This is a genomic window from Virgibacillus flavescens (assembly GCF_050574275.1).
Classification (GTDB): Bacteria; Bacillota; Bacilli; order Bacillales; family Amphibacillaceae; genus Virgibacillus_F; species Virgibacillus_F flavescens.
On sequence record NZ_CP192260.1, the window covers coordinates 2,999,459 to 3,017,839 of the forward strand.

The 18,381-nt window shown below is 39.0% G+C and carries 24 protein-coding genes; 5 read left to right on the top strand and 19 right to left on the bottom strand.

All coding sequences use genetic code 11. From position 1 onward, the window contains the following. Positions 1-16: 16 nt before the first annotated feature. From VBD025_RS14750 to VBD025_RS14795, 10 genes are all read right to left on the bottom strand, one after another. Positions 17-532: a hypothetical protein gene (locus tag VBD025_RS14750; protein ID WP_430786794.1), complete on the bottom strand. Its 516-nt coding sequence runs from the start codon at positions 530-532 to the stop codon at positions 17-19. A 135-nt stretch (positions 533-667) separates the two neighbouring features. After that, positions 668-955, bottom strand: a complete 288-nt coding sequence (locus VBD025_RS14755; RefSeq protein WP_430786796.1) for a hypothetical protein — start codon at positions 953-955, stop codon at positions 668-670. Positions 956-1,050: 95 nt separating this feature from the next. After that, complete coding sequence (locus tag VBD025_RS14760; protein WP_430786798.1) at positions 1,051-1,587, bottom strand: DinB family protein; 537 nt, start codon at positions 1,585-1,587, stop codon at positions 1,051-1,053. 61 nt (positions 1,588-1,648) lie between these two features. After that, on the bottom strand, positions 1,649-2,056 hold the full coding sequence (locus VBD025_RS14765) for an RND transporter (protein ID WP_430786800.1): 408 nt from the start codon (positions 2,054-2,056) through the stop codon (positions 1,649-1,651). Positions 2,057-2,122: 66 nt separating this feature from the next. Further along, positions 2,123-2,311, bottom strand: coding sequence for a hypothetical protein (locus tag VBD025_RS14770; protein WP_430786802.1), 189 nt, complete (start codon positions 2,309-2,311; stop codon positions 2,123-2,125). A 38-nt stretch (positions 2,312-2,349) separates the two neighbouring features. Beyond that, entirely contained in the window at positions 2,350-2,802 is a 453-nt protein-coding gene (locus VBD025_RS14775) for an RDD family protein (protein ID WP_430786804.1), read from the bottom strand. A gap of 62 nt (positions 2,803-2,864) precedes the next feature. After that, a complete protein-coding gene (locus VBD025_RS14780) occupies positions 2,865-3,107 on the bottom strand; it encodes a hypothetical protein (RefSeq protein ID WP_430786806.1) in 243 nt (80 codons plus the stop codon). A 47-nt stretch (positions 3,108-3,154) separates the two neighbouring features. Next, complete coding sequence (locus tag VBD025_RS14785) at positions 3,155-3,805, bottom strand: RibD family protein (protein WP_430786808.1); 651 nt, start codon at positions 3,803-3,805, stop codon at positions 3,155-3,157. A 273-nt stretch (positions 3,806-4,078) separates the two neighbouring features. After that, positions 4,079-4,576, bottom strand: a complete 498-nt coding sequence (locus VBD025_RS14790) for a DinB family protein (protein ID WP_430786810.1) — start codon at positions 4,574-4,576, stop codon at positions 4,079-4,081. 105 nt (positions 4,577-4,681) lie between these two features. Further along, entirely contained in the window at positions 4,682-5,215 is a 534-nt protein-coding gene (locus tag VBD025_RS14795) for a hypothetical protein (RefSeq protein ID WP_430786812.1), read from the bottom strand. Positions 5,216-5,352: 137 nt separating this feature from the next. Here VBD025_RS14795 and VBD025_RS14800 point away from each other — a divergent pair, with 137 nt between their 5' ends. Further along, on the top strand, positions 5,353-6,099 hold the full coding sequence (locus tag VBD025_RS14800) for a MerR family transcriptional regulator (protein ID WP_430786814.1): 747 nt from the start codon (positions 5,353-5,355) through the stop codon (positions 6,097-6,099). A 15-nt stretch (positions 6,100-6,114) separates the two neighbouring features. Here the strand turns inward: VBD025_RS14800 and VBD025_RS14805 are convergent, their stop codons facing one another. Next, a complete protein-coding gene (locus VBD025_RS14805) occupies positions 6,115-7,353 on the bottom strand; it encodes an MFS transporter (protein ID WP_430786816.1) in 1,239 nt (412 codons plus the stop codon). A 312-nt stretch (positions 7,354-7,665) separates the two neighbouring features. Here VBD025_RS14805 and VBD025_RS14810 point away from each other — a divergent pair, with 312 nt between their 5' ends. Then, positions 7,666-9,129: a M1 family metallopeptidase gene (locus tag VBD025_RS14810; RefSeq protein WP_430786818.1), complete on the top strand. Its 1,464-nt coding sequence runs from the start codon at positions 7,666-7,668 to the stop codon at positions 9,127-9,129. Positions 9,130-9,447: 318 nt separating this feature from the next. On the opposite strand, the gene VBD025_RS14815 is transcribed toward VBD025_RS14810, so the two are convergent. From VBD025_RS14815 to VBD025_RS14845, 7 genes are all read right to left on the bottom strand, one after another. Next, positions 9,448-10,434, bottom strand: coding sequence for a DUF3231 family protein (locus VBD025_RS14815; RefSeq protein ID WP_430786820.1), 987 nt, complete (start codon positions 10,432-10,434; stop codon positions 9,448-9,450). Between the two features lie 179 nt (positions 10,435-10,613). Continuing rightward, positions 10,614-11,162: a DUF420 domain-containing protein gene (locus VBD025_RS14820; protein ID WP_430786822.1), complete on the bottom strand. Its 549-nt coding sequence runs from the start codon at positions 11,160-11,162 to the stop codon at positions 10,614-10,616. Between the two features lie 151 nt (positions 11,163-11,313). Then, positions 11,314-11,850 carry a GNAT family N-acetyltransferase gene (locus VBD025_RS14825; protein ID WP_430786824.1) on the bottom strand — a complete coding sequence of 179 codons (537 nt, stop codon included), beginning with the start codon at positions 11,848-11,850 and terminating at the stop codon, positions 11,314-11,316. A 98-nt stretch (positions 11,851-11,948) separates the two neighbouring features. Continuing rightward, a complete protein-coding gene (locus VBD025_RS14830; RefSeq protein WP_430791442.1) occupies positions 11,949-12,785 on the bottom strand; it encodes an ABC transporter permease in 837 nt (278 codons plus the stop codon). Beyond that, positions 12,785-13,777 carry an ATP-binding cassette domain-containing protein gene (locus VBD025_RS14835; protein ID WP_430786826.1) on the bottom strand — a complete coding sequence of 331 codons (993 nt, stop codon included), beginning with the start codon at positions 13,775-13,777 and terminating at the stop codon, positions 12,785-12,787. Before VBD025_RS14835 ends, VBD025_RS14830 begins: the two co-directional genes overlap by 1 nt. A 221-nt stretch (positions 13,778-13,998) precedes the next feature. Beyond that, positions 13,999-14,472: a DinB family protein gene (locus VBD025_RS14840; RefSeq protein ID WP_430791444.1), complete on the bottom strand. Its 474-nt coding sequence runs from the start codon at positions 14,470-14,472 to the stop codon at positions 13,999-14,001. A gap of 136 nt (positions 14,473-14,608) precedes the next feature. After that, on the bottom strand, positions 14,609-15,127 hold the full coding sequence (locus tag VBD025_RS14845) for an isochorismatase family cysteine hydrolase (RefSeq protein WP_430786828.1): 519 nt from the start codon (positions 15,125-15,127) through the stop codon (positions 14,609-14,611). A 118-nt stretch (positions 15,128-15,245) separates the two neighbouring features. Between VBD025_RS14845 and VBD025_RS14850 the strand changes: the two genes are divergently transcribed. The 3 genes from VBD025_RS14850 to VBD025_RS14860 all read left to right on the top strand — a co-directional run bounded on the left by VBD025_RS14850 (position 15,246) and on the right by VBD025_RS14860 (position 17,770). After that, positions 15,246-15,848, top strand: a complete 603-nt coding sequence (locus tag VBD025_RS14850) for a cupin domain-containing protein (protein WP_430786830.1) — start codon at positions 15,246-15,248, stop codon at positions 15,846-15,848. 213 nt (positions 15,849-16,061) lie between these two features. Further along, on the top strand, positions 16,062-16,520 hold the full coding sequence (locus VBD025_RS14855) for a CBO0543 family protein (protein ID WP_430786832.1): 459 nt from the start codon (positions 16,062-16,064) through the stop codon (positions 16,518-16,520). A gap of 140 nt (positions 16,521-16,660) precedes the next feature. After that, positions 16,661-17,770: an NADH:flavin oxidoreductase gene (locus VBD025_RS14860; protein WP_430786834.1), complete on the top strand. Its 1,110-nt coding sequence runs from the start codon at positions 16,661-16,663 to the stop codon at positions 17,768-17,770. A 92-nt stretch (positions 17,771-17,862) separates the two neighbouring features. Here the strand turns inward: VBD025_RS14860 and VBD025_RS14865 are convergent, their stop codons facing one another. Continuing rightward, on the bottom strand, positions 17,863-18,204 hold the full coding sequence (locus VBD025_RS14865; RefSeq protein WP_430786836.1) for a hypothetical protein: 342 nt from the start codon (positions 18,202-18,204) through the stop codon (positions 17,863-17,865). Positions 18,205-18,381: the final 177 nt, after the last annotated feature.

An 18,381-nucleotide genomic window follows, 5' to 3' on the forward strand; every position in this document is an offset into this window, starting at 1 on the left:
ATGTCGGAACGAAAAATTAATAAGTTCCACTATTCGCCGAAGAAGAACTGTTATTTTGTTTGATGATCATATTAACTCCCATAACAACTGCTACTAATTCTTCCGTTGATAAATTCGCAGCATGATTCTGTAGCTCATATGCTGGAGATTGAAAGAAACCGCTCACTTTTTTAAATGAAGCAACCAAATTTCCACCTTGATCGAAGACTTCGTATTCCTTGGAAAATGCTTCTGACTTAATTTCATATTCATCATGCGGATACGATTGATAAAGAAATTTCTTGGAAAAGAATGTCATGCGCTGCTTCAGCTTGCCGATCTCCTGCTCATCCTGATTCGAGATAATCCAGCTTCTGGAAAAGAAAGGAAAAGATGCTTTCACGACGATTTCACCATTTTCATCCAGGACATTAACACTTGATGAAAAAGCACTCTTTAAATCAAGCGATCCAATTTTTTCTTGCTTTTCATTATAGATATCTGTGACGCCTGCAGAAAAAAAGTTATCAGTAAAATATACGGACTCACTCATGAAAAAATCCCCCTTATTACGATTTGTGTTAACTTTTATACGGGGGAAGTGTGGATTTTGTTTCAATTAATATTGAATATTGGAATTTAAAAGCGGTATGGGACACGAGAACCGTCCCTTGATCCTACTGTGAGGTTAGAGGTTGCGAAGTTTTTTCTCGTGCTGTACATATTTACTGGACAAAAAATCGACTGTTTCTTGTGTTTCCCTAAGTCCTACCTGCATCCCATCAAACTTTTTCTCTAGACGATCAAATCGATTTTCCATCCTTTTTTCAAGTCCATCAATCTTTTTGTCAGTTGTCTCAAAATGGTGATCAAGCTTCTTATCTGTTTCTTTGAAATGGTGTTCTAGCTTTTTATCGATTTCACCTGAATGAAGTTTCAACGCGTTCAATATTTCTTGTATTCCGCTTTGTTCCATTATTTTTCACCTCCTATTATTCCTATTATATCTGCTAGTAAAAAGAATGGAAAGAAGTATAATTTTGATTCTAACATTTTCAAGCGTAACTATAGCTATTTATTTCTCTTCCTATGCTGACGGATAAGTCTGATTTGGCCGCGGTGATTCAGTTCATCTTCAAATACATGGAACCAGCGAAAATAATGATTGGCGACATGATTTGGACCGAATGGTGACACTTCCTCCAGCCAGCTGTCTTCTTTGTCTTTGAAAAGTTCCGCCGTGCGTTCCCGACTGCTATTCAGCATCTTTATATAGAATTCCAGTTCATTCCCTACTATTTTCTCGTGTGCCTTCTCACCAAGCTCCAATCCCACCTCAAGCTTTTGTAATTCTTCTTCGGCCGGCTCTCGATCCTCAAAAGTAAGGATCTGATAAATTTCTTCCACACATGCCATATGATACAACAGGCATCCAATTGAATTTCCTTGACCATCTATCCGGTAATCAAGCTCCTTTGCAGTTAAACCGTTCACAGCCTCAAGCGTTGTGCGTCGTGTATAATCCATCATGGATAACAGTCTTCCTATCGATGGTGTATAGCCATCTTTTTCTTCAACAATAAATCGTTTATTTTCTATCGACTGCATAAATATCCTCCATTCTGGGACAACGGTGGGACAACGGGACGGTTCTGCTGTCCCGCTGTCCTTATTTCTTCATTACTCGTAAAATACCATAAATGATTATCATGATGATTCCTGTTAGTAAAGCAATAATTAATCCTAACGCTCCTTGAATGCCTACCCACCCGGTGAAATAAACGAGAAAAAATAATTCAAAATAAAATCCCATTAAAATAATCGCAATAGGCACATTAAACGGAAATAATTTTTTCCAGTAAATGATTAACAGTACCGAAAAGAGTAACAAAAACAAACCTAAATTTCTACTTGCATCGTTCCAGCCAAACTCTATACGAGACTGGGATCGAGTCATCTCTGCTTGACTAGCATTAGACAAATCTAAGTACGACACAATAGCCGTCAGTACACCTAATACCAGATAAATGCTGAAAAGGGACCAATTCACTTTTTTGATGCGCTTTTTATTAATCAAAAAATCCCCCTCACCCTTTTTGTCATCTTTATAATGATGCATTGCAATAATGGATTGAGTTAGTAATTAAAGATCACTTCTTCGTTTATCTTTGTGGTGGTAATAATAAAAGCTTAATTCAAAAATTAGAAAAGCGATGACCAGACTTGCTAATAGAGGGGAAGATGAATCAATAAGAAAAGTTACAAGTAAGGATAAAACAAATGCTACTAGCCCAATCAGAAAAGGATATTTCACTATTTTTTTCTTTTCCATTGTAATCACCCTCTTCAACTATTACTCTCCGGAACGTGCTAGTGCGGGACATCAGAACCGTCCCTCTGTCCCACCTCAGGGGGATTCTTGGTCACATACGTTCCTGCGAAAAAGTCATGAATTGCGCGTTTGTCATCTCTTATTCCTACCATAAAAGCACTTACGATCAGACCAATTCCTAAAGTGAGCATGTAGGCTATTCCAGCTACGATATCTCTTACTATCATTGTGCCAATCCCTACTTTTTTCCCATCCATTCTAACAATGCGATTGCCAACCATTCTTCTTCCTAAGGTGTAACCGTACCAAAAGACAGGTAATAACAATGCATATAGTAGTCCTATTATATCGATTGGACGATAAGTATCACTATTATAAAATTCTCCATAAAACAACTGCGAGAGAACCCCAGTAACAACAAGTATTAAGATATAATCTAAAATTCTTGCCAAAAATCTATTCTGAAAACCTGCTGGATTAATTACACCCATAAAAACCTCTCCTCATGTAAAAAATGTAGTTTTGTTGGGACAATAGAACCGTCCCGCTGTCCCTACCTATTTGTATGTATTGCCTGTTGTGCTTTATGTTTATCTTCCTTTTTTACATAAATATCATATTGAGTATTGTCTTTGCTCCCAATTATTCCTTGAGAACTCGAGTCACGATCCATCTCCGTTCGATAGGATACGCCACCAGCTTTTAATTTGCCTGCTATACTAAAATACGTATCATGTCCAAAAGCCGTATACACTAGATGCTTATATTTTGAAAACAACATTCTGAACAAACTCATAAAACCAACTCCTTTCATGGTGGGACATAGGGACGGTTCTTCTGTCCCTATTTAACCTTGTAATGAACCCAAACGGACCCTTTACCAACAGGCTTCGTATGTAGTAATTCTAATTCTGCTACATCATCCAATGACTGTAATTCCTCACAATCAAACACGCCAGGAGTTTTTCGCCCTCCTACTGCTAGAGGTGCGATAACCAAACTTATTTCATCTATCAAACCCTGCCTGAGGAAAGCACCGTTTATTCCTCCGCCGCCACTGAGACCTAGTTTTTTAAATCCCAGATCGTATAACTTTCGAAGGGCAAGTTCTAAATCAATATTTCTGCCTTTTCCTGCTTTTATGTAGGTAATTCCCTTCGCTACCAGCTGTTGAATATACTCATTAGATACATTTTCTTTTGTAACTACGAGTAAGCCTTCTGTCTGTTGCCAGTTTATCCTCCCTCGGCCGTCAAACACTATGTATGCTTTGGATTTCTGCGGCTCATATAAGCCTTGTTTTAGTTCAATCCAATGTTCACCAAAAACCATTAACGTTTCGCTACCGGAAATTAATCCATCACAATCTAATTCATCATAAAGCCGATTCGCAATATCATGCGCTTCTCCATCAATTCCGGCCGCGGTCCATTCCGCTACATTTCGGTCTGGTGCTGTAGTAATTTTACCGTCTACTGAGGAAAATATATTCATAACTACTTTTGGTTTGACCATAAATTACCCCTTCCTTGCTGGAACATGAGAACGTTTTTCTGTTCCAATATCGCAACTTAATTAATTGTTCACTCTTATTCTAGCAGAAAATGAATATAAATTATTACAATATACCCAAATTATTTACTATTTTCTGATTTCATTTCCTAACAAAATAAAACTGCTCCGTTCAAAGTTGAACAGAGCAGTAAATTTAGTGGTTGTAAATAGCATCAATCCTGGGACAGAAGAACCGTCCCGCTGTCCCACCTGTTAAAAATTATTTTTATAGTCAGTTGGTGTTAGGAGGTCGGTATCGGTTGGTACGTAACCTAATTGTCGAGCCATTGTAACGATTTGTCCTTTGTGATGAAATTCGTGGGTAGTTGTATGCGTATAGAGCCATAGGACGGAAAGTTCCTCGTCATCTTCCTGCCAGGATACCGGTCCGGTCAAAGTATGATCATAATTTCCTTCGAACGCATTCAGAAATCTGTAGACCAAATCATCGACACTTTTAAAAATAGTTCTCATTTCACTAACATTGCTTACCTCATTTGTGCTTACTCTTTCAATATTCTCGTTCAAATCGAAATTAGCTAACCAGGATTGATAGCACCCAGCTACATGAACATGTAAATCCCGAATCGATCCCCAGCCGAAGCCTTCCACTTCCTTAATGTAATCATCAGGATCTATCGTCTCACAAAACTGAAAAAGAAGTTCTCTTGTATATTTGATCAGATCGTATTGTTTTATTAATTCATTCATTTTACACGCTCCCTTTTATTAATAGATTGCCTTGTTCATTCATTGTACCATGTGTAGTTAAAATGCCCCCACAGGCGTGGGACAGAAGAACCGTCCCCTTGTCCCTTAGGGTTTTTTTGGCCAGATGAAAAGGCTTATTGCAATTACGAAATCTATTCCTAATACTAGCGTCCAGAGCCTTAATATATTTGTTAATGCCTCCGTTCGGGAGGGGTCATGAATAAGGAGAATCAGAATGACTAGGAAGCCAGCTCCCATCAGATAGGCAAGTACATGCTTCCCCCAGCTTTTAAAATAATGTTTAGCATAATCCATTCCGAAACGTTTTACTGGTGGCGAACCTTCTCGTGTTATGTAGTATTGAAAACGTACGTCTGCCCATTCAATCATACTTTTACCAAAAGCAATGGATACTCCAATATACACAGCGGCGATGGCATGTGCCTGTGTAGCAGTAGCTCCTCGAAATAAGTCAATACTAGTTGTAACTAATAAGATCAAATCAATCAGTGGTGTTAAAGCTAAAAAAAACAATCCGAGTTTTTTACGCTTAAATACATACCGTGTCAGCAGACCTATTGCAATAAACACCCAAAAACCAATTTCACTCGCAACGATCAACCAGCCAATCAAATTCAAATGCCCCATCTCCTTTGATTTATAAAAAACAACATGTTTACCATTTCATCTTCGTAGTAAGTAAACGTATGGTAGACTTATTATAAAGGGTTACGTAACGTTACCTGCAAACTTTTTTTCACAGGAGTGAGTAAAAATTGAAATATTACAGTTCGGGCGAAGTTTCCCAAAAGCTCAACATCTCTGTGCGAACACTACGTTACTACGATGAAATTCATTTAGTCCCACCGGCAACGAAAGAGGAATCAGGCAGAAGACTTTATACTAGCCAGGAATTATTTTTACTTGAAAAAATAATTCTATTAAAGTCACTTGCGATGTCATTGGAAGATATCAAAAAAGTCCTCAAACAAATCACGATGAAGGAGATTCTGACATTACATAAAGAAAAGCTCGAGAATAAAATTCAGCAACTTCAGGGATCTCTTAAACATACACATACATTAACTAACATCTTAAAGCTAGAAGGAAAATTAAATTGGAACCATCTCCTTCCCTTAATTAGCGAAAATGCGGAAATGGACGGGAAAGACAAGTGGGAGAAACACTTCAGTAATGCGGAACAGGAAACATTACAAGATGATATTCCTAAAATGGAAGACCCGTCTACAAGGAAATGGATTAATATCATTAAACGAATCGAATATTGTTTGCAGCGAGATATTAAACCGCATTCGCCAGAAGGACAAACACTTGCAGAAGATTGTTTATTGCTCTCAGATGAGCTATTTAAAGGTGATCAAGCGTTAGCTGAGAAGTTCTGGAAGGTTAGACGATCAGAAGAAACGTCTAAGGAGATGGGTTTTTATCCAATTTCATCAGAACTACTTGATTTCATGGAAGAAGCCATTATTTACTATGAAGATAACCCTAATAAAGAATAATGATAATTAATTCGTTTAGGTTAATCCGTACTTCTCAGGTTTAATTACACTAGATTGCGGCAAAGTTCTTAGGTCTGTTAGTAAAAACCATACGATTGCAATTAGCAAAAAGATGAAACCCGCTAACATCAGAACGGCAGATGGTGTAAGTAAAAACGTAATCGTCCCACCAATCAAGGAACCTAGTGGCATCGCGATGGCTGAAACACTTTCCAGTACTGTAAAAGTTCGTGCTAATAAATGGGCAGGGATTACCTGCTGAAGTGTGCTGAGCAGCAGCACGCTAGTGACCCCTATCGGAAACCAGGCAAGTCCGAAAAGTATAACACTGAACAGATTAGACGGAATTACGATGGAAACGATCCATAGTATAGATGTAAGCAGGTAGGAAAACATGTATAGTTTACCTAGCGGATAGCGATTGAAAACACTGCCTGATAATGATCCAAGTAGCGTCCCAGCTGCTACGGATGCCATAAAAAATCCATACATATAAGCACCACCACGATCTCCCGCATAAACGGGGAGCACAGCAATATTTATACCAATGGAAAAGTTTATTAGAACAAGAACTATAAGATACTTAGAAAGAATCGACTGTCTGACGTATAATATTCCCTCTTTAAGCTGATTTTTATAGATGGTGATAGATTGGCCAGTACCCGCCTTTTCACCATTTAATATGGTTGATTCCCTATTGGGTAATTTTAAGAGGTAGAAAAATAAGGCAGCGATAATAAAAGTGAGTGAATCGATTAAAAAAATCAATGTAGCACTAAAAACCGTTACAAGCACACCAGCCAATGCATTAAATACGAGATCAATTCCTTGATAAGCAAAAACCATGTAGGAATTCCCTTTTGGAAGCTGATCTTTTTCCAGGATCTGTGGAATCGCAACAGTTTGAGCTGGATATGCAAATTCTTCAATTAATGCTAGAACAGGCATGATAATAAGTAAAATGGTAATGGATAGCAGATTTAAATAAGCAAGAATAGGTATCAATAGGACGAGAAAGAATTGAAGTAACTGTGTAGTCGTCATTATTTTACGTAGTGACCATTGATCAATGAGTGGTCCAATCATGAATTGCATTGCTTTTGGTAATAGAGTCAAGGCGCCTGCCAGTCCGGTATAAAAAGCGGAACCACCAACCTGATATACTAACCACATGGCGGTTACCAAATAGATACTGTCACCTGCGTTCGTAATTAACCTCCCTATAAACAGGTTTCTAAAGTTAGAATTCCTCAAAATAAAATTGATAAAATCATCCCTTCAAATTGTTGTTTAAAGAATATTTATCACTCTCTAATTATACCATTAAACCCATATATAATGGGGGTTTTGCCTGGATTCATCTGTGGAATAAACAGGTATCTTTGGAAGTGTTTTTAATCTATTTGTGCGCTGAGATTGTAAAAGACGGCATGCTATATTTACTGCTAATATGTTATTAAAATGAAAATTTATAATTTTATGGTATTATGTAGTTACATAATTTTACAGCAACCAAGAGGCATAAGGAATCTCTACACCAATCCAGTTGAAAAAGGAGTAATTTCTATGCGATTACGGTTCTTAATCATCCTTTGTACGATCCTTGTCATAACAGCGGGTTGTACGAAGGAAACTAGTTCTACTTCAAATCCAAATGATTCAGAAACAAAACAAGACGGGGTGACCCAAACGAAGTCCTATGAATCTGCTGATTTGGAAACAAAAAATATTAAGTACGGTCCAGCTAACCCTGCTTACAAAATGGATGTTACATACGATGATAAAAAACATCAGATTAGTGGCACGCTACATGTAGCGTTTGATAATAATCTGGATAAAACGCTGAACCACATATACTTTAATCTTTGGCCAAATGCTAAAGAATTTAAAAATGGCGGAATCCAGGTGGATAATGTTTTATTTAACGAAGAACCTGTCGAATATGAAGTCAAAGATACCAAACTCGACATTTCCGAAGTCTCACTCAAAACAGGAAAAAGTGCGTCGGTAAATATGGATTTCACTGTTACTATTCCAGAACAACAGCATCGTTTCGGCTGGACCGATACCCAGGTTTCACTTGGAAATTGGTTTCCTATTCTAGCAGTTTATGACGATGAAGGCTGGAATCTTGATCCTTATTTCGCTGGGGGTGATCCGACTTATTCGTTAACAAGTAATTTTGATGTCACATTAACGGCCAGCAAAGAACAAAACATCATCACTACCGGACAATCGGTTGGAAATGTGACCTCAGAAAATGGAATGAATGTACATCAGTTTAAAGCTGAAAATGTCCGGGACTTTGCTATTGTCATGAACAAATCGTTTAACCATTATACTGAAATGGTGAACGGTATCAAGGTGAATGTTGTAGTCACGGAAGCGCAAAAAAAATATGCAACATATATGCTGGACACCGCTAAATACGCGTTACCGTTATACGAAGAGTTATTCGGGGAGTACCCATGGCCAGAACTGGATATTGTCGGGATGAATATAAGTGCTTTAGGGATGGAATATCCACAATTAGTGATGATCAACCTGGATAAAGAACCAGAAAGAAGTGCTATATACGGGACCACCGAACACGAAATTGCTCACCAGTGGTTTTATGGAGTGGTCGGCAACAATCAATTTGACGAACCATGGTTAGATGAGTCATTCGCGACATTTGCCCACCATACCGCTTTTTTTGGAGAACAGTTGGATTACACGTGGGTAAGGGCAATTGGTAAGAAATATTATCGACTGACTTCCGCCGCTAGCGTATTTATGGAGCATGCAGAAGATGACGGTATGAAAATGTACCAGGATGTCATGTATGACTATGGTGCGAAAACACTGTATGATTTACAACAAAAACTTGGTGATGATTTGTTCTATAAAGGCATGCAAACCTATTTCGAAAAGATGAAATTTAAAGTGGCAACAACTGCAGATTTCGTGCGTATTATGCAGCAATCTTCTGGAGAAGACCTATCTGCTTTCTTCCGTGACCATCGGGTGCGTGTATCAGATACAAGATAGAAAGAGGCTGGGACAAATCCAAAATAGACCAGTCAAAAGAAGAACATTATGAAAAGATAATTTGAGCGCTGACATCAAGCGTAGTCAAAATACGAAGACTCCAGTGGGAACAGCACGAGTCTGAAGGCCCCACAGGAAAGCGTTCTTTGCTTATCCGAGGAGACTGAAGCCGTGCCCACGGAAAGCGAAGTATTTTGACGAAGCGATTGCCAAAGCAAAGAATCCGAACGAATTATACGATTTCGTTCGGATTCTGCTATAGGTAATAAACTTTTGTCCCAACCTCTTTCACAAAAATTATGTAAAAAACCATAATTATTAAAGATCCATTTTTGGTGGTTCTTCCAGCCATCCTTTAGAAATCATGAGTTTAACCCCATTTCGCTGGTATTGAAATATATCTTTCGCGAATATGGCACCTTTCGTTTGCAGATCATTACGTAAACTAAAACCGGATGTAAAACCCCCAACACCCGTAGCATACGCAGATAAAAGGTGATTACAGAACATCATTAACTTATCCGAAAAAGGAGCCATTGTTGAATCTGTTACGTTTCCTCCAGGTGTTCCCAATGGTGGTTGAATGTTATCTTGTAAAAGTTTGTCAGAGGTTTCACTTATAATTTCTTTCGTAAGTTCTCTTCCTTTTGTAAAGTACTGCTTCACGTCTTCATCATTAGTTGCTTGGATGAAACCTTTCAACATTTGCATCCCAGTAATATTTGTTTCAATTGTTTGATATAAATAACCGAACTCAACCGTATTTAGTGGGCGCTTCTCCCCTATAATGTCGGTTCCTTTTAAATAATTTTTATCTGTTATATAATCAATCGACTTTGGCATGGTAACGTACGTTGGACGAGTATACAGGTTATTTTCGAGAAGGTACTGGGTGAACTGACCATATGCAGTCTCTGTTATCACGGACAAATCACTGTAAAGCTTTATAATATCCGGACGATAAGACATTGTTAAATGAAGTGCATACATTCCCATGCTGATTTCTTTCAATATGCGCGCGAACATAATATCAAATCCATTGTCCCAAAGCTTTGGTGCTTCCAGATTAACATCTTCCTTCGTAAATCCTTCAGGAAGCGCTGCCCCTTCATTTTCAAACAACGTTTTAATTTCAATTATTTTTGTATTAAGCTGACTCCATAAATCAGTCATGAGATCGTTCGCTTTTTGATCTTCTGATTTCGCTATAAAATATTCCAGCACTCGTAAGATCAACGTTTTTTTATGATATGTCATCCATAGCGCACCTAGCTCAGAGGAACTCATTTTAGGTTTTATAGACATGGGTCCATTTCCTCCCTATAATTAATTTAGTTGTAAACTAAAATATAGTTTGTGCATTGTGAATGAATTTATCCCAGATTATTAAATTGTGCTGCTATCAAACAGCCATTTATTGAAAAAAGCACAACCCTAGATACAGGATTGTGCTTTTGCTGCATGCTCATTCAGTTGTGGATGACTTAATAATACGGTGAAATCATTAAGTAGACAATTACTCCTGTCAGGCTGACATACAGCCAAAGCGGCATTGTCCAGCGGGCGATTTTCCGATGCTTTTCGACTTTCATATTCAAGCCTCGTCCAAGTGTAATCAAAGCAAGCGGGACAATCAAAGCCGCAAGAACAATATGTGTAATCAGTATAAAATAATAAAGATACATTAGTGCGCCAACTCCGCCAAAGCTTGTTGACTCAGCCATCGAGTGGTAGGTCAAATACGAGATGAAAAATAAAAAAGTAGTTACAAACGCTGCAACGATGAATCTCCGGTGCATCGTAATATTTTTCTTTTTAATCATAATTAAAGCGGTTAGTAGAAACAGAAAGGTGAAGCTGTTAAAGATAGCATTCAGCATCGGCAGTACCGTTAATTCAATGCCCCATACCGTGCCGTCCGAACTTTTAGGCAGCATATACGTCCCCAAAATAATGCCTACAATTAGGATGGATAGAACCCATATCAGCGGATTATAGTTACGCTGTTTAACATTGTTGAAGTCTTTACTCATATTTATTTTCACTCCCAAATTAAATGCCTTTCTGTAAGCATATGAAAATTAATCAGAAAGAGCAATCCAAAAGGCGTTCGATTCTTATAAAATCAGAAAATGTCATGCTTTCGACAAGAAATAGTCAAAATACTGGTATTTTCTTTAGATGTTAATCTTCAGGATTTATGATTGCTACTATCTGATGGTCTTCCCACCGTCCATTGATCTTCACATTCTTCCTGGCGATGCCTTCCTTATGAAAGCCTGCTTTTTCTAACACTCTAATAGAGCCAACATTGTGCGGCATGACTCCAGCTTCAATCCGATGCAGATTCAACTCATTAAACGCATAAGTGACGATTAATTTTAACGCTTCCGTCGTATATCCTTTCCCGTTTTGTTCCTTATCAAGCGAGTAGCCGACCATTCCTCTTTCAGCTGGCCCTCTTTCTATTTTAAACAAACCAATTTCACCTACTAACTTCCCATCGTTTAAGAAGATTCCAAACTCATACCCCTTATCTTCTTCTCGATCCTTCTCTTTTTTCTCTAATCTTACCTGAATACTTTTTAATGTATAAAAATCACTTTCACGTGAAACTGTAAATGGTTCAAAAAAATCCTTGTTCCGAGTTTCCAGATCCAGAACTGCTTGTGTATGGTTCTGATTAAGTGCTTCTAAGTATATTTTTGTTCCTTTAATCATTTTCGCTGCCTCACTCTCTGTTGATTCTTAATATACCAATTTATTCTGTAAAAAAACACAATCCACTATTTCAGGATTGTGTCTTAACTCCTTCCTAACTATCGTTTATTCCGATACAAATACATCGTAAGTGGTGCGAATACTGCGGTGAGTATGGCTGAAGCCAGGAGTACCCATCCGATTTGTTCGGCAGTCACTGTGCCGTGCATCAGACCACGAACCGCTGTCACCAGCGAGGTAATAGGGTTGATGTCTACGAATGACTGTAGCCATGATGGCATTGTTTCTGGATTGACGAAGATATTACTGGCAAAAGTTAACGGAAACAATGCAGTCATACTTACACCCATAACTGAGTTGGGCGTTCGCATAATCAATCCAAGCGCTGTAAAGATCCAGGACAGACTGAACGAAAAGACTAGAAGGAGCAGAACTGCTAATATAATTCCTATCACGCCACCCTCAGGTCGAAATCCTAGTATAACGCCAAGAACGATGACCATTGTCGATGCGAGTGTGTAGCGAACCGTGTCGCCGAGCAAAGCACCAATGATAACGGACGGCTGCCAGATTGGAAGTGATCTGAAACGATCAAAGATTCCTTTGGAAATATCCGTGTTCAGTGCGACACCCGTGTATATAGTTATGAATACAACGGTTTGCACAAGGATTCCCGGCAGAAGGAACTGCAGATATTCTCCAGGCGATCCAGCGAGTGCACCGCCGAACAGGTAGGTGAACATTAACGTGAACATGATTGGAAACAGGGTGACATCAAAAAGTTGCTCTGGAACATATTTAATTTTTAGTAGTGCTCGCCATCCGAATGTGAGCGACGTTGTCAGTGAACTGGGACGTGACGGACGATCGCGGGCAGAGAGTGCTGTTTGTAAGGACTCATCAGTCTCAGACTTACTTGTATTAGTAGATGTCATCATAAAGCATCCTCCTTATTTGTTTCATCATCCTCTGCGGCTGGTCGACCGGTTAATGCCAGGAATACCTCATCAAGGCTTGGTTGGCCGAGTGAAAAGTTATTGATCGCGATTCCCTTACGGCTCAGTTCTCCAAGGGCAAATGCAACTTGTTCAGAATTCGAGACTTGGGCAGACATTGCCGATGGATCGGATTCCAGGTGCATAGGAACGTCAAGCAGCTCTGACAATACTTTCTCTGCTTCAGATCTATCCTCAGGGTTAGCAAGACTAACATGCAACGTACCCGATCCTACTGATGCTTTCAGCTCACTGCTCGTTCCTTCTGCGATGACCTTGCCGTTGTCAATTACTGCGATTCGGTCAGCCAGCTGGTCGGCTTCTTCAAGATATTGTGTAGTGAGGAGTATAGTCGTACCTGCTTTAGCAAGTGCACGAATGACTTCCCATACTTGATTGCGACTTCTCGGATCAAGCCCCGTCGTTGGTTCGTCAAGGAATAGCAAGTCTGGTGTGACTACGATGCTAGCCGCAATATCAATTCGGCGACGCATTCCCCCCGAATATTTCTTAACCTGACGTTTAGCTGCTTCGGCCAGCCCAAATGCGTCGATCAGTTCGTTCGACCGCGCTTTCGCTTGCGCTCGGGAATAACCCATTAGGCGACCAATCATAACGAGATTCTCAAGCCCGGTGAGATCTTCATCTACAGACGCGAATTGTCCGGTCAAGCTCATACGGCTCCGAACTTCATCTGCCTCCTGAACAATATCGTGCCCGAGCACTTGAGCGCTGCCGCCATCCGGACGCAGTAAAGTAGCAAGCATACGAATTGTCGTCGTCTTTCCCGCGCCATTTGGCCCAAGGAAACCATAGACTGACCCTTTTTTCACTTCCAAATCGACACCGTCCACAGCCCGGTTTTTACCGAATACCTTAACTAATCCGGTTGCTACGATAGCGAGTGAAGCGTTGTTTTGTGCAGTAGTCATAATTCTCACCTCTTCAGATTAAATTGTTTGATGTACATCTTTCCTAATATACTGATTAACACTCTTGTGAATACTAATACATTGAAAAAATTTTAAATCAGTTCCCTAATTTATTTTCATAGACTTTAACGTTATTATAGAACATACGTTCACATATATCAACTTACAATGAACTTTATTCGTGACTCTCAAAATAGTAACCGTCCAACTCGTTCAGTCTTTTAAATCCAGTTCCCCTGCAACTTCCGGATATAAATAATTTGACCTATATGGTATGCGTTGTGTGTTGTTATATTTCCAAGTATCTCCCACCACTGGGCTGGTTCAGGGAAACCATTTACATCACTTTCGACCTTTTCTTCTGTAAGTAAATGCTGCCATTGCAACAGTACGTTTACTAATTTTTCCTTCCTCTCCTCAAATATTTGGTTTTCCGAAATTATGAAGCTCTTATTATTGTTTCCGATTGGAGGCACTGCTTTGACATTGGATTCTCGGTATCTGGTCTGCCAGGTTTCATTCCAATAGAGTAGATGCTGAACAATTTCGGCGATACTATTACTAGCTTCATTAGGCTTCCAGAACGCGTCTTCCTCTGTTAAATTTTCAACTGAATCAGAAAATGAAGTGTAAAAACTTGGATCATTAGCATTTGCTAACAACTGGTCTGCTAATACATCTTTTGCATGAAATATGATTGCCACACTCCTTTTTAAAAATCTCTATGCTAAATTACTATTTCGACAATCTTTTACAAAATCCTGTTTATTCAACAAAAAAGCATAATCCCCCTATTCCAGAATTATGCCTTGTTCCTAAAGTCATTCGATTTTATTTCTTTGCAGCATATTCCTCGTAATCCAAAACTTCAATTTTGTGTGACCAATACAGAATCGTTCCAATAAATTCACGGATATTGAGTCCTGGCATTTTATAATTATCCTCGGTGTGGACAGTAGATACAGCGTTTTCGATAAATGTAACTTTATAACCTCTGTCGTATCCTGCAATCGATGTGAAAAGGCAGCAAAATTCCGTATTAAATCCAGTTATAAAAATGTGATTGACATCAATGGACTTTAGTAACGAATCCAGATTGGTCTCAAAAAAAGCACTTTCTGTATGCTTCTCAACAATGTGATCAGCGTATCCCACTAAGTCGGAATCCAATTCCGACCCTTTTGACCCAGCAGCCATCGGTCCTTCAGCGTCCGTGTGACGAACGAAGATGACTGGTTCATCATTTTGCTTAAATTCACTGATCAGCTTTTTGATTCGTTCTTTTTCCGCGTGGAAATCAACCTGTTCTACAAGTACATTTTGTACATCAATAACTAGTAATGCACGCATTTTACAACACTTCCTTTTCCTATTTTTTGATTGCAAGAAAGAACTTCATTCACTGATTCATTCGCCCGGTCATACACTACAGGAGTCCTAAAATTTATCACAAAGCGAGGAAAAAATTATGAGCCATTCGATAGATTATACGTCACCATCGGCCCAGTTTGCATTTAACCTCAACAATAGTCCGTTATTTATTAAAGATCAGCAGAACTACATTAACATTATGGGAGTTCAGCAGCTGAACACGCTGCAAAATACGTCGCTGCTGGATATTTTCTTAAGTTCCGGTAATGTCGTTGAGCCTCACTACCACCAGAATGCCGCGGAATTGGTTTACTGTATTTGCGGAGCTGCTGTGGTTTCGATGTTAAATCCGTTTACAAAAGAGATACTTAACTTTTCAATCACTCCTGGCAAAGTCGCGAATGTGCCTCAAGGATGGTGGCATTACGAAACTGCCATGGAAGACAACACGCACCTGCTCGCGATTTTTGATGCCGATACACCTGAAGTCATACTCGGTTCAGATATCTTACATTTTACGCCGGCAAATGTGATGGCACACACCTACTGTATGGATGAAAAAATGTGGGAAAAGACGACAGCACCCGTTCAGCCGTCCACGTATATTGGACCATATGCGGGCTGTGAAAATTCACAAATGATGCCTTATCAGCAACATAATTACCATCAATCATACCAGCCCTATCCGTATTACTATTAAGTAATAAAGCAGGTACAGTAAAGTTATGATCAGGTTAAGCTTGGACACTAAGTCCAAGCTTTTTTTAGTTTATCACATACGTTGAAAATCCAGCTTCGTCGTGAATTAAGCATAGAACGATTGTCAGCAATTAGCCAGACTATAAATAGGTTTATTTTGGTTATACTATACAGTGGATAAGTAGCCAGTTAGAAAAAGGAGTTGAATTAATAGATGGATAGTACTATTTTATGGGGATCTTTAATGATTGGCATTGCTCTGCTCTTTTTCAGCATAAAAATTCTGCCTTTTGCGGAATGGACTATCGCATATTTACTCACTTCTTACCTTTCAATAATTCTTGGAGTTTTGGTCGTAGAAGAAAAAATGTTAGATTATCCTGTAAAGTTTTTGGATGGGCATTTTGATTCCAACCTGCTCTATGAATATCTTTGGTTACCGATTGCTATTATTTATTTTTATAGAACAACCTATTATTCAAGATTTTCAGGTATTCTCTTGCAAGGGTTAGTGTACACTTCCGTTTTAACAATCATTGAAGTTTTAATTGAGAAAAATACTAATATCATTGAATATATCACATGGACATGGTGGTACACGTTTGTGAGCGTCTTTATTCTGATGGTATTTATACGAATGTTCATGAAATTGTATAGTGATCGGGATTCATAGGGACAGAGGGACGGTTCTTCTGTCCCGCTTTGGCGGGACAAAAGAACCGTCCCCTTGTCCCACATTGAGCAGATACCTTGTACCTGGATTGGATGACTTCTATCATGGACATTAATGTTTCTATGAAAGGATGCTTAACATTGAATTTTAATAAATTATTTTCAACTACGCAATTAAAAGATAAAACACTAACCAACCGTTTTGTGGTTGCTCCGATGACTCGGATCAGCGCTGAAAAAAATGGTCGTGCTAACGAGACGATGCAACGCTATTATGAGCGCTTTGCAAAAGGCGGATTCAGTGCTGTCATCTCGGAAGGAATTTATACCGACGAACAGTACAGTCAAGGCTATAATAACCAGCCCGGCCTTGCGAATGAGGCACATGTAAAGGCATGGAAACCAGTCGTGGAAGCTGTTCAAAACCATGACACGGTAATGATCGCCCAACTCATGCATGCAGGTGGGCAAAGCCAAGGAAATGCGTATACCAATGAAACGATTGCGCCATCTGCTATTGCTCCAAAAGGCGAACAACTGGAATTCTATGGCGGTTCTGGCCCGTTCCAAACACCAAAAGAAATGACAGTGGATGATATAAATCATGTGAAAAAAGGATTCGTACAAAGTGCCATCCGAGCAAAAGATGCGGGATTTGATGGCATCGAGCTGCATGGTGCAAATGGATATTTATTAGATCAGTTCTTGACAGATTATTTAAATCACCGGGAAGATCAATACGGAGGATCCGTTGAAAATCGCCTGCGTTTATATCTTGAAGTAATTAACGAAGTACGTGCTGCAGTTGGTCCTGAATTTATGATTGGAATCCGTATTTCGCAAGGTAAGGTTGCCGATTCGGAGCATAAATGGGCAGATGGTGAGAAAGAAGCCGCAACTATCTTCACGGAACTGGGTCAGACATCGCTTGACTTCATTCATGTAACAGATGGCGATGCAACAGCACCTGCCTTTGGTGAAGGAACCAAAACGCTGGCACAGGCAGCTAAAGACTTTAGTAAGCTGCCAGTAATCACAAACGGAAAGCTTGGTGAGCCTGAAACAGCTGAAAATTCACTGGAAAATAACCAGGCAGACCTTGTTGCACTTGGCACAAGCGCACTTGCTAACCCGGATCTGCCTAACAAAGTTTCTAATGGAAGAGAGTTAAACGAATTCGATTTCGCGAAAACCCTACTCCCTCAAGCTGAAATTAAAGAACATGAAGTCGAGATGGAAATTGTAAAATAATGACTGGAGCTGCTCACAATAATCAATGTGAGCAGCTTTTTGTTTTAAGTTGATATAATCATTAGAAGATCGACATGCCCAATTTATAACCTTTACACCTTTTTATCTAGGTTGTCTATTAATGTTCCATCATTATCGACTAAACCTAAATGGTATGCCTTGTCCATAACTTCCCGAATTTTCTTTGTTTGGTTTTGGTTTTTGCCATAATTCATCTGGGTTTGAAATGCATCCTCATGAGATTTAGACATATCCCGAATTTTCTTTTCATTTACAACTTCTTCTTTTTTTAATATATCTTTAAATTCACTAAATCCGATATCTGTGGATTTACCACCAAATTCAGTTCCGTTTTTTATATGTCTTTGAAAATCAGTAAATAATGTTAACCGAGTATAAGCGGCAAACTGTGTATTATTAGGTGTGATTTTCATATAAATTCCTCCTCTTTGAACTTCACCTTATATATCGGTTACGTTCCGAAAAATTATAATATTGATATATGCGATAAGATCATAGACATTTTCATCAATGCCAAGCAATAATTGTCTCCAATGCATTCAAATTTTAGTTTTGCTTATACTTTTTACCTATTAAATGTTTTCCATAGT